At 37.9% G+C, this 12,598-nt stretch carries 7 protein-coding genes; 6 read left to right on the top strand and 1 reads right to left on the bottom strand.

Going from position 1 to position 12,598, the window contains the following annotated elements:
- The first annotated feature begins 37 nt into the window (after positions 1-37).
- Positions 38-1,294, top strand: coding sequence for a glycoside hydrolase family 28 protein (locus AEQ18_RS00530; protein WP_054114414.1), 1,257 nt, complete (start codon positions 38-40; stop codon positions 1,292-1,294).
- Positions 1,295-1,431: 137 nt separating this feature from the next.
- Positions 1,432-2,259: a sugar phosphate isomerase/epimerase family protein gene (locus AEQ18_RS00525; RefSeq protein ID WP_054114413.1), complete on the top strand. Its 828-nt coding sequence runs from the start codon at positions 1,432-1,434 to the stop codon at positions 2,257-2,259.
- A 131-nt stretch (positions 2,260-2,390) separates the two neighbouring features.
- Here AEQ18_RS00525 and AEQ18_RS00520 read toward each other — a convergent pair whose 3' ends face one another.
- Positions 2,391-5,492, bottom strand: a complete 3,102-nt coding sequence (locus AEQ18_RS00520; RefSeq protein ID WP_235505457.1) for a rhamnogalacturonan lyase family protein — start codon at positions 5,490-5,492, stop codon at positions 2,391-2,393.
- A 273-nt stretch (positions 5,493-5,765) separates the two neighbouring features.
- Here AEQ18_RS00520 and AEQ18_RS00515 point away from each other — a divergent pair, with 273 nt between their 5' ends.
- The 4 genes from AEQ18_RS00515 to AEQ18_RS00500 all read left to right on the top strand — a co-directional run bounded on the left by AEQ18_RS00515 (position 5,766) and on the right by AEQ18_RS00500 (position 12,597).
- The gene (locus AEQ18_RS00515) at positions 5,766-8,423 is read left to right on the top strand and encodes a beta-galactosidase (RefSeq protein ID WP_054114412.1); all 2,658 of its coding nucleotides are present in this window, start codon (positions 5,766-5,768) and stop codon (positions 8,421-8,423) included.
- Positions 8,413-9,480 carry a glycoside hydrolase family 88/105 protein gene (locus AEQ18_RS00510; RefSeq protein WP_054114411.1) on the top strand — a complete coding sequence of 356 codons (1,068 nt, stop codon included), beginning with the start codon at positions 8,413-8,415 and terminating at the stop codon, positions 9,478-9,480. Before AEQ18_RS00515 ends, AEQ18_RS00510 begins: the two co-directional genes overlap by 11 nt.
- Positions 9,481-9,525: 45 nt before the next feature.
- Complete coding sequence (locus tag AEQ18_RS00505) at positions 9,526-11,727, top strand: helix-turn-helix transcriptional regulator (RefSeq protein WP_054114410.1); 2,202 nt, start codon at positions 9,526-9,528, stop codon at positions 11,725-11,727.
- Positions 11,728-11,943: 216 nt separating this feature from the next.
- A complete protein-coding gene (locus AEQ18_RS00500; RefSeq protein ID WP_054114409.1) occupies positions 11,944-12,597 on the top strand; it encodes a DUF1961 family protein in 654 nt (217 codons plus the stop codon).
- Position 12,598 lies beyond the last annotated feature (1 nt).

Genomic DNA, 12,598 nt, shown 5'->3' with positions numbered 1-12,598 from the left:
AAGCGAAGCACAGGAGAAAGCAAGAAGGAAGGGTACTATGAAAGATATTACAAAACAGTTGCAAGAACAAATTGATCAAGCTTCTCTAACCAATGGCCAGGTCATTACACCAGCAGGAGAATATTTAGTCGGCGCTATTTTTATTAAGAGCCATGTACACTTTGTTTTATCAGCTGAAACAACGCTATACGGAAGCTGGAAAATAGATGATTATCCGGAATTTTATAATCGTGTTGCAGGCGTGGATATGCATTGGCCAGCCGCAGTTTTGAATATAGTCAATGCAACGAATGTAAGCATTTCTGGCACTGGTAAAATTGACGGTCAGGGTGAGCATTGGTGGCGGAAATTTTGGGGAGATGATGAAACCAGTGGTATGATGGCAGATTATGCCAAAAAAGGTCTGCGGTGGGCAGCAGACTATGACTGTAAACGGCCGCGTAATATTCTGGTATATCGCAGTCAGGGCGTCAAAATCAAAGGAATTCGAACGGAACAGTCTGGTTTTTGGAATACGCAAGTGACCTATGCAAACGATGTGTTGATAGATGGAATCAGCGTTATCAATTCTAAGGGACCTAGTACTGATGGCATCGATATTGATTCGTCAGAAAATGTGGTCGTGCAAAATGTTTATGTGTCTTGCAATGATGATAATATTTGTATCAAAGCAGGTAGAGGTGAAGAAGCACGGGAAAATCAAACCATTTCCAGAAATATTACTATTAAAGATTGCCAGATTGGAAAAGGATCGGGCATCACGATTGGTAGTGAAACATCAGGAGGGATCGAGGACGTAGACATCCGTCGTATTCAATTTGAAGGAACCGGGGTGGGCTTTAGGATCAAGTCAGCCAATGATCGTGGCGGATTTATTCAGCGAATTAATGTATCAGAATTACACATGAAGAATGTTCAATTTCCATTTCTGATCCAAACCGATTGGTATCCGGAGTATAGCTATGCCATGATACCTCATACCTATCGAGGTGATATTCCGGATCACTGGCATAAATTAATTGGTACCCATAAACAGAGTGTAGGTCCAGCAAAAGTAAAAGATATAGTTGTTGGACAAGTAGCTGTTGTCAATGATCAAAAAATGGGGAGCTCACGTGCTTTTTTCATTGAGGGAAGTGAGAAAGAGCCAATCGATCAGTTGCAGTTCAAAGATGTGAGGATTGAGGCTCATGAATATGGGAAAATCAGTGGAGTAAAACAGATGGATTTTCAGCATGTTACTGTGACTGCTTTGAATATAACGAAAGATGAAAATGATGTGTATGAAAGATAAAGCCCAAAAAAAGTAATCGAAGATCGTTTTATAAAGTGTGATATGGTATTGTTTAAAGATAGCGTTACCAATTAGTTGAATACTTTACTTGTTGCTTCGTATAGGAAGCAGCAGAACAGAAAGAAAGGAATGAAATAATGTTTAATCTTGCAGTAAGAGGTCATGATCTATCTGGCATAACTCGACCTGAATCGTTAGCCCAGGCGGTTGCTTCTAAGGATGTCAGGAATGTGCAATTCGCATTAAGCGCGTCTTTTCCTGAATGGAGTGCGGCTGATAAAATCAATCCGGGGATGGGTACTTTTTTTAAACAGACATTTGCAGCAAGTCATGTTCAAATCGCACTGTTAAGTTGTTACAGCAACTTGATCCATCCAGATGCAGCAGTTAGAGAAGAAATATTAAGTAAATTTGAACAATACTTGTTCCACGCACGCTATTTTGGCGCAGCCATGGTTGCTTCGGAAACAGGATCGGTCATTCCAGCCCTTGGATATAGCGAGGAAAATTTCACGGATGCGGTTTTTGATGATTTAGTTGAAGTGATTAGTCGGCTGGTTTCAGTCGGTGAGCAACACCAAACAATGGTTGGCATTGAAGCAGGATTGAATCATCCATTATATTCAAATCATCGTATAGCAGAATTAATCAAACGGGTACCTTCACCTTATCTTGGTATTATCTATGATCCAACAAATTTGATCACAGCAGAAACAGCTGCAGATCAAGTATCTATTGTCAAAGAAGCGTTTGAAATGTTCGGTGATCAAATCGTTTGTTTACATTTAAAAGACTATCAGATAGATGGAAATAGGATAGTCCCTGTTCCACTAGGAGAAGGTCAGATTGCTTACAAAGAAATATTGAATATCTTGCAAGAAAAGAAACCCATGTGCTACGTTGTACTTGAAGAAACGAAAGATACTGGTATTGAACGGGCAGTTACCCTGCTTAAAAATCTCTAATTGTAATAAAGGAAAAAAACACGATCCATTCGGTGAATATGTATGGGTCGTGTTTTCTTTATGATTTGCCAACTATTCACTTTAATATGATACTTTTTTTTGAAAAATAATCAGTGTTCATTATTTTTCAACTATTGCTTGGGATCACTCATGTTACGATGTGCTTCAACAAATAATCCAGCAATCAATTCCGCATAAAATAAAGCTCCAGCAGTTGTTAAATGGATAGCATCATTTTGATAAAACGCTTGGATCTTCTCTGCTGATAGTTGCTGAAAGTGATTGGCAGCAACTTCTGAAACAGGTAAAAATAGGATATTTTGCATTTGCGCAAACCGTGTTGTTTCATCGTTATAGTGTTTTAATCGTTTGTGATAATTAAATAAATCTGAATTTCTATCTTTTAAATTTGTACCGGGTATGGTAGTAGTCAGTAAAACAGGAATGGCATTTTTTTCTTTGGCCCAATCAATATAACGTTTCAAAGTATCGGTAAATTCTTCGATGGGCACATACCGATCAGACCTATTTAAGTCCAAATCATTATGCCCAAACTGGATGAACAAGAAGTCTCCTTCTCTGATTATGTCGCCAATGACTTTTAAATGGTCTTGCTCATAATAAGAACGGCTCGATCGACCTGCTAAGGCATGATTTTCAACGACATTCCGTTGATTTTCATAACGAAAAACATGATTTTGTTCAGTACAAAACATTTTTTGGCTATATCCGTTATTCAAACACCCTAAGAAAAATTGTCCCCAACCATATTGATTTTCACAATCTTCATAACTTTGTATTGTACTGTCACCAATCAAGTAAAAAACAGGCTTCCTAGTTAAATGGGGTAAAATATACGCACTGTCTAGATCGCTAGCATAGTAGAATTTGGGATAGCAGGGTTGATTATAGCAGTTGTTTTGCCAAGCGATGCCGGTTCTATATTGGGTATCATGCATCAATGTAAATAATTTTTGATTGCTCTTTTCGGTATTTGTATAAATGCGTAAAGCTGAGCTATCCGACTTTCTGACAATCAATTCCTCTCTATAATCTCCAAATAGATCAACAACCAAGGCTGGATTACCTTTTGTTCCGTTATTTGTTTTCGTATCATTTGGGATAAGAACCGTTCCCTGACGGAAATCATTGATGACACCTGAACCTTTTTCGGTGAGATAGTCTGTTCCATCGATGACTTGGGTCGTGAAGTCGGGACGGTAGCGAATAGACATATTTGTGCCTAGCGTTTTTTCTTCCAATAAACGACCATGGCAATCGAATGTTCCTATTGTATTGACCCAGCATTGCAACCCTCTTTGAGGCAGTACATCGCCAATCATGCATCGGCCTAAGTCACGTGCTTCTTCATATTCTCCAAAAATAACATTGCCATTTTCCGCTTTTCTTAAAGCATAACCGTAAGGGGCGGCAGAAGCACCTTCAAAGACATTAAAGATCTCGAAACCAGGTCGATCAGGATCAATATCTGCTACATGCATCGCATCACCGTGTCCTAGTTTTGCTAATTGACCACTGGGCAACTTATCCCAAGAACTATAAAGCAAACGCCCATCATGATCAATCGCCGCACCCCCGTATATGATTTCCATACATCCATCACCATCTATATCTACACACGATAATGAATGATTTCCTTGTCCAGCTAAAGTGCCATATTGAGGATCTGTACCATTCACCTCAGTTGAGTGATTATCGAATGGATTATCCATAGGAATGTGACCGCTATCGATTTTCCAAACTTCTTCAAAAGCATTATTGATAAAGTGATAGGCAGCAATGCATGTGCGAGTATAATATCCCCGACAGATAATCAGATAAGGCCGTTCACCATCCAAATAGCCTACACCTGACAAAAAGCGATCGACCCGATTGCATGGTTCGATACGCTTTCCAGCGTAATCTCCCCACCGCAGACCATCATCATCTCGTGGAAAAGGGAAAGGAATCGTTTGTATTTCTTTGCCATCACCAGAAAACATCGTTAAATATTCTGGTCCATCAAAAATAAAGCCTTCGAAGTTTCTCAGCTGGTTTTTTTCACTTTTACTTGGTGCGAATTCATCTATAAAATAATCTACTAATAATTGAGCATCATTTGATGATAATGGATAATTATATCTTGGCTTCAAATGGAGGCAGTCTTCAATCGTCTGCGGCCATTGTCCGCGGAGAACTTCAGGTTGGCGATGCCATTTCATGAACAGACGATGAAGGTGGTTCGCATAATCTTCGCTTGAGCAAACATAATTATCCTGATGAGTGATCCCCGACGCCCGATCGGATGTTGGCAATGTGATGAATACTTCGTCGATGACATCTCCGTGATCGTCGAAACGAATAATTTTCGTTCCTGGGGCAGTTTTAATATTTATCTCACCTTTGCCATCTGAATTGAAATCGAAACACATAAATTGGGTATAGTGCGCACCAGAACGAATATTTGGGCCACAATCAATACGCCATACTAATTTTCCTGATAACTTATAACAATCTATATAACAATTGCCAGTATAACCTTTTTGAGATACATCTTGCGCATTCGATGGCTCCCATTTGAGAATCAACTCATATTCACCATCACCGTCTGCATCCATAACTGAAAGATCGTTTGCCTGATAATGATATAGTTTGCCATTTGGTGTCACACTAGACTTAGGTTTTTTGATAGGAACATCAAAATAGTTGTTTGCCCAAACAGATACGCTTTTTGAGTGATTCGCTTCGTAGGCTACTCGATAAGTATCACTTGGTTTGCCATGGGGATCTAAATAATTGGTACTATTTTCAATGACAGCAATTTCAACATCATTCCGATACAAAGTAAATGGAAGGCTAGTCAAAGATTGTTGCATTTTATCATAACCAATGACTTCAGTGAATAATAAACGCCAGCTTAAAAAAATACCTTCATCTATAGGAACAGCAATCAGACCACGATCAAGAGTTTCAATTTGCTCGTTAAAATGATGGAATACTGGACTCTCGTAAACAGGACTTTCCCAATCCGTCCCACTGATTTTAAAATAATGGGGAACATGGGTAGATTTGTACAATGTGAAGTAAGGCTCATTTACCTCCCCAACGAATTCAAATTGAGAAGTTGCCAGATTTTTATTTGACCAGAATACGCGATAGGGTTTTTGACTCTTTTCCATTTCTTGCCACTGAATCGTGATCGATTGCTTAGCTATTTTTTTGGTAGATATCAATAAACACACTTCTTTCTTTTTTCTCCATCATACAAAGTCTGTAAATTTCCTGCAATTGTCCATTTTTGTCAATAATGCGACCGGATCAAAGTATCTATATCCATGAATCGTCGTTATCTTTCAATACTTGATTTTTATCATAGCTAGATACATTTTAAGAAGATTAGGTAGTTCGCCAACAAAGTACATACTTTAACCAGTTTTGTACAATGTCATTTAACGAAGGAACTCTTAAAATTAAATGATAGCGCATACAAAAGAAAAGAGGTCAATATGAAAATATTATTAGCAGGCGATTCGACTGTTGCAGATTATCCGTTAAATGAAGCGCCTATGATGGGCTGGGGACAAGCATTGAAAGACATCATGAGAAAAACTGCACCCCAAATAAGTGTAGTCAATTTTGCAAAACGCGGGGCGACAACACGTTCGTTTATGGAAGAAGGGCTATACGACAGTTTATTATTTGAAGCGGCATCCAACGATTTGGCGCTACTTCAATTTGGTCACAATGACCAAAAAGACATTTCAGATGTATCACATCACGAATATTATCAACGTATGAAAACAATGGTTGAAAAACTACTAGAAAAAGATGTGCAAGTGATTTTGTGTACGCCTATCGAAAGACGATCGATCTATGAAGGAGCACTTTCGTATACACTTAAAGAATACCAAGCTATCATTCAGCGTTTGGCACAAAACCTTGATGTACCTTATTTTGATCTGAATCAGTATACGTTTCTTCTTTATCAAGATACCGGAAAAGAGGCGTCCAAAAAATACTTTGTGTGGGGTGATCCTCAAGAATTAGACCATTATCCCGATGGAATTCAAGATAATACCCATTTGAACGAAAATGGCGCTTATGAAGTTGCTCGCTATGTAAGTATTCGTTTGCGTTCCTATGTATCGTCTGAGCCATTATTTACGAAACTTTATTACGGTGCCTGCATGTATCCGGAAGTGTGGTCCCCAGAAATATTTGAAGAAGATGTAGCACATTTGCGTCGTTTGAAGATGAATTTTGCGAGGATTGGTGAGTTTGCTTGGTCTTCATTAGAACCAGAAGAAGGTGTTTATGCAATGGAATCTCTTCGGTACTGGCTGGAAGTATACCAAAAGCAAGGAATAGATGTTTGCTTAGGCATTCCAACACCAACACCGCCTAGATGGTTCACAAAGAAATATCCAGAAGCTTGTGTAAAAAATAGTGATGGTACACAAATGTCTCATGGTTCACGGCAACATGTGTGTACGAATAATCCACATTTTCGGGAAAAAGCCTATCAATTGACCCGACGGATTGCTGCAGTAGCAAAAACTTTTGACAATGTAGTAGCTTTTCAACTAGACAATGAATTTAAATGTCATGTTGATTGCTGTTATTGTCCATCTTGCCAGGAAAAATGGCTGGGTTGGTTAGCCAAAGAGTATCAATCCATCGCGTTTCTTAATACACAGTGGGGCACCCAAATTTGGTCTGAGCATTATGCCAGCTTTGAAGAAGTTATCCTACCTACTAGAACACCATTTATTCATAATTCTTCATTAACGAACGCATTCAGGAAGTTTACCGCACAGACCATCAATGAATTTGCCCATGATTCTTGTCATTATATACGTATGGAATCAGATTTGCCGATTACTCACAATACAGCTTTTGGTTTTAATCTGATGAATGAGGAGCTGTTTTCTGCTTTAGATGTAGCTGGGTTTGATACCTATCCATCGCCTGAAGATTATCCGGCTTATACATTAAATCTGGATACTTGGAGAAATGTTTTAAGAAATAGAAAGGAGATGCTCTTACTAGAAACATGTACTTCTCATGTGGGACATATTGAAAACTATGTTTCACCGCAACCAGAAAATTTTTTGCCGGTTAAATTTTTTGTTGGCTTTGCAGGAAATCTTTCATCGTTTACATTCTGGCACTTTCGGGGACATCGATATGGTGTCGAGCAAACGCATAGCGCGGTGATTACATCTTGGGGAGAGCCTGACTTAGGTTACGCTGGAGTAATAAAATGTGGTGAATTACTAGAAGAACTTAGCCCTTCTTTAAGTACCAGTGAATATGTGTCAGCAAAAATTGCGTTGCTGTATTCGGACAACGCCAAACGGTTCTATCAAGTAGAAACAGGTGGTCGATGCAACCACCGTTCCCTTGTTACTGAGTATTATGGAAGCATGATCAAAGCTGGTGTCAGTGTCGAAGTTATTCAGGAAGGTAGTTTATTTGAGCCATATGATCTCATTTTGGCTCCTTTTGTTCGTGGCATTAGTCCGACATTACTGAAAAAATGTCAAGATTTCGTTGAAGGTGGCGGGAAACTGATTTTGGGACCAATGACTGGCGATCGGACAATGGAACTGAGTTGGCCAGAAAAAAACGGGCTGGACATTTTGGGTGAATGGTTGGAACTAAATCATATTCAGCAGCAATGGGTCGAGACATACCCAGCGACTATCAGTACAAATGACCGAACTGAGTCTATGATGGGGTTGACTACAACATTTTCAGGAACGAATTGGGAAGCTTTGGCTCTTTTTGAAAACAATAAAAATATCATGGCCAAGAAAAAAATTGGAAATGGGGAAGTGATTTACTGTGGCGGTTTGCCAATCGATTTAAGAGGAAGTTTGTTATGGCACCGGTTTATTCAGAAAGAAATTGCACCATTCGATCAAGACCATTCAATGCTAAACATTGAAGAAGGTATCGTCAAATATCGTAGAGAAACAGCAACAGAAATTTATTTATATTTAGGAAACTTGGGTTCGTCTATGGCCCATTATCGACTGAAGATGCCAGCTAAAGATTTATTAAAAAACAGCAACTATCCAATGGGGGATTATCAATTAGAAGGATATGAATATCGTATTCTAGTAATAAAAAAATATTTGGAGAGTGACAATGGTTATTAATATAAATCAACATGTTCTTATAGAAAAAGCTGAAAGCATAGTTGCGCGGACAATGTGTATGGACATGACGTGGGATTGGCCTTGTGGTGTAGCCTACTATGGAATCAGCGCTTTGTATGAGGCAACAAATGAAGAAAGATATATTGGAATCATGCAAGAGCGAATCGATGAGTTGATTTCTCTAGGACTTCCTGAACGGTGGACGGTTAATACTTGTGCTATGGGACATTGTCTACTCACGCTTTATGAAAAAACTGGAGAAGAACAATATTGGCAATTACTAATGAGCAAAATCGATTATTTACAGCATAAAGCCTTACGGTTTGGACCAAATGTATTGCAGCATACGGTATCATCTAGCAATGATTTCCCTGAACAAGCATGGGCAGACACCTTGTTCATGGCAGCCTTTTTGATGTTGCGTATGGGAATCAAATTAGAAGATGAGCAACTGATTAACGATGCGCTAAATCAGTACTATTGGCATATTCAGTATTTACAAAACCCTAAAACTGGCCTCTTTTACCATGGATATGATGCAAGTACACAAACGAATTTATCTGGTATTTATTGGGCAAGAGCAAATGCTTGGTCGGCGTATACAATGTCACAAGTTGGAAGAATATTACCAAAGGCATACCTCTACCCTAAATTTATGGACATTTTAGGGTCATTAGATGAGCAATTATCGGCAGTCAAATATTTACAAACCAACAACGGATTGTGGTGTACGATTCTGGACGATCAGTCATCCTATGAGGAACTATCGGCTTCTGCGGGGTTGGCTGCGAGTATGACTGCCTATGGCAATCCCTTGCATCATCGGTATATCGAGCGTGCAATTGAAGGTATTTTATCCCATGTCGGTGATGACGGTAAGGTAAATGATGTATCCGCTGGTACGGCAATCATGAGTGATGCACAAGGTTACAAAGACATCTCAAAACGGTGGATTCAAGGATGGGGACAAGGGCTTTGTTTGACCCTATTTGCTGAACTTTTGAAACTTGAAGATAAAAATCATGAAGCGTGTACCGAAAGTTCTGTAACTGACTAAATCATATGTATATTGATACTGTTCTATATGATCGGAGGGAGACGAATGAAATTTTTTTCTCAAAAAGAGCATACCTTTAAACAACGATTGCGGATGATCAGTTTTTTATTTTGTCTACCGATTATTATTATAGCTTTAGGTATTAGAGTGTACTTGAATGGTCCAATTCAAACAGAATTTATAAAGAAGCATAATGTGTCAGTCTTACAAGAAGTCGATTATTTGAACCAGCAAATTGGTCAAATAGAAATTTTATCCAGTGTATGGGGACAAAATTTAATGAAACAATTTTCAATCGTCCCTTTAAATGACTCTAGCGCCTTTCAGAAAATCATGACAGTCTCTCAAGATCTTTTTCGTTTTAAAAACAGCAACCCTTTAATCAAGAATTGCGAGGTTTTTATTTTTTCTGAAGAGTCTTTTGTCATTGGCGATGGAGGAACTTGGTCTATTCAAGATGAATCACTTTATGAAGAGTATCGAATTTCCAATGACAAAGAGTATCAATGGGTGTTGACTAGTAGTAACCAATTGTTATTTTTACAAAACATAAGCAGTGTGTCGTCTTTAGGGGAAGTATTTTTAGTGACAACGATGAATAAACCGGCTATGTTAGAATTACTAGCCCTTAGTTCAATTGAAAATGGTGGTTCAGCGCTAAGTATCGATGGCAAAATGATTGTCAGTACAGGGATAGAATTTGATGAGAATTACATTATTGGACATGCCAATCGAATGAGTACCTGGCAAGAAACGATCGATACAATTCAATACAGTTTCGTGACAGCAAAAATGGCACGTCTAGCACAAAACTGGTTGTTTTATTCAGTAAGTCCTATTACAACGATTGCACAACCAATCCATCGTTTTTCAGATATCTTATTGTTCATTGGCGTTGCATTATTTCTTTTTTTTGTTGCATTAGGGCAAGTACTGGTTAAACGACAGCTTAAGCCAATGGATAGTATGTTAAATGATATTTTTGGGAATGAAAATTGGCAGCCTCATGATGGGAACGAATTTGATTCTTTGCGTCATGAATGGCAACAGATTATGGAAAGAAAATCAATGCTTGAACATATCCAACAAACCCATATCAAACAAGATAAAGAATTGGCAGTGTCTCGAGTAATAGACGGCAAATACAGCTATTTGACGGAAGCTGAGGTTCGGAACCAATTGTTTCTTCATGGATGGAAACAGTCAATTGCCCACTACCATCTATGTTATGTCTTTTTAGCTGGAAATATGATAGATGATAATCAAGAAATCAATCTCAATCATTCTCAAGCGTTTATCTTAGAAAACCTGATTCGTGATATCGCTTCGAGGTCATTTCAAGAGTATGCAGTATGTACATTCAGCGAGGAAGGAATGTTACTATTTATACCGAATGAAAGTCAAGCATCAATGGACCAATTTATCAATTTGGTCAATGATTTTGGCAATCGTATTATCAAAAAGTATGTGATGGTGATTACCCAAACGAATGTACAAGAAGTACAGCGTCTGGCTAAGTACGCTCAGTTGATCGTGAAGCAAAAAGAATATCGGAAAATTATTCCTGAAAACCAGCGAATTGTTCCTGAAACTGTAAAACATGTATATCCCACTTATCTAGAAGAACGAATAATAAGGAAAATCGAACGACATGATTGCGCTATCAGAGATGATTTGGATGCATTTATTACGCATTTATTGGGTGAACATAACCAACAAGGATTTCTTATCAAGGGATTAGGACGTTTATATGATAAAATCCATTTTATTCTTTTTTCGCGCAACATCAGTGAAAACTTTTATATTTCCAAAACGAATTTATTAAAAGAACTGGCAATGTATACAAATGCGATGAAAGTATCAGAGGACTTATATACTTTTTTTATTCATCCTATTTTAAACTTACTTATTGAGCAGCAAAAGAACAAGACTGATATAGCAGTAGAAAAGGCCATTACTTATCTTCGTCAAGAATATAGAAATCCAATGTTATCATTAGAAGAAACAGCAAATTTTGTTGACTTGGAAATGACACAATTAAGTCGAGAATTTAAGCGTGTTATGCAAATCAACTTTATCGATTACTTAACTGAACTAAGATTAGAAATATCAAAGCGTGAATTGCTGAATTCAAGTATGAAAATAAACGAAATCGCAGAATCAGTGGGCTATACTTCAAGCTACTTTAATCGATTATTTAAGAGGAAGTATGGCATCACACCAGGGCAATATCGTCAATCTCAATAAAAAAAACAAAAAAATTTTTCTGTTCTATACAGGGAAATTTTTTTATGTCAAAAAGAATATTCACGAGTAAGAATGCTGCTTTAGCTATTTAAGCGTACATTTAACATGTTTACGGCTGTTATCAAAAATTGTCAATTGTTGGAAATTTTTTTTCTCGGTAAAATCATAAATGTAAAGGCTTTCAATCGTTGTTACTGAGTAAGGGAGTTGAAAATGATGGAATTACTATATGAAAGATCTTTAGACGATTTAAGTTCAGTAGCTGACTGGATCGAAGAAGGACCTATGAGTAAACGGATAGATCGGGGATTGATTTTTGAAAATAGTGATCCAGCATCAATGGGAGATCACGCACACTTCACTTGCTGGCTGCCACACCTGTTCCCAGAAAATATCCAGATTGAATGGGAGTTTCTTCCTTTAAGTGACAGTGGACTATGTATGCTTTTTTTTGCGGCGATTGGTCAAAATGGTGAGGATATTTTTGAGAAGCATCTCGCAAGTAGAAATGGCTATTATCCTCAATATCATTCTGGAGATATCAATACTTATCATATTTCTTATTTCAGACGTAAATATCTTTCAGAATTATCCTTCCGCACAGCCAATTTAAGGAAAAGCAATGGTTTTCATTTGGTTGCACAAGGAGCTGATCCATTACCAGATGCAACGCATGTGTTAGATTTTTTTCAAATGAAGGTCAAAAAAATAGAAGGAGAAATCAGTTTTTTTATGAATGGATTGAATATTTTTACATGGCAAGATGATGGACATACATACGGCCCCATTTTGAAAGAAGGATATATCGGTTTTAGACAGATGGCACCAATGAAGGCAATCTATCGAAATTTGAAAGTTTGGCAGGTGTAAA

The organism is Enterococcus sp. RIT-PI-f (genome assembly GCF_001297065.1).
Classification (GTDB): Bacteria; Bacillota; Bacilli; order Lactobacillales; family Enterococcaceae; genus Enterococcus_D.
This window is presented reverse-complemented; position numbering and strand designations above follow the sequence as displayed.

Bases quoted from the DNA above. Each gene is read 5' to 3' on its own strand.
- AEQ18_RS00530 (WP_054114414.1), top strand. From the start codon at position 38: ATGAAAGATATTACAAAACAGTTGCAAGAACAAATTGATCAAGCTTCT.
- AEQ18_RS00525 (WP_054114413.1), top strand. From the start codon at position 1,432: ATGTTTAATCTTGCAGTAAGAGGTCATGATCTATCTGGCATAACTCGA.
- AEQ18_RS00515 (WP_054114412.1), top strand. From the start codon at position 5,766: ATGAAAATATTATTAGCAGGCGATTCGACTGTTGCAGATTATCCGTTA.
- AEQ18_RS00510 (WP_054114411.1), top strand. From the start codon at position 8,413: ATGGTTATTAATATAAATCAACATGTTCTTATAGAAAAAGCTGAAAGC.
- AEQ18_RS00505 (WP_054114410.1), top strand. From the start codon at position 9,526: ATGAAATTTTTTTCTCAAAAAGAGCATACCTTTAAACAACGATTGCGG.
- AEQ18_RS00500 (WP_054114409.1), top strand. From the start codon at position 11,944: ATGGAATTACTATATGAAAGATCTTTAGACGATTTAAGTTCAGTAGCT.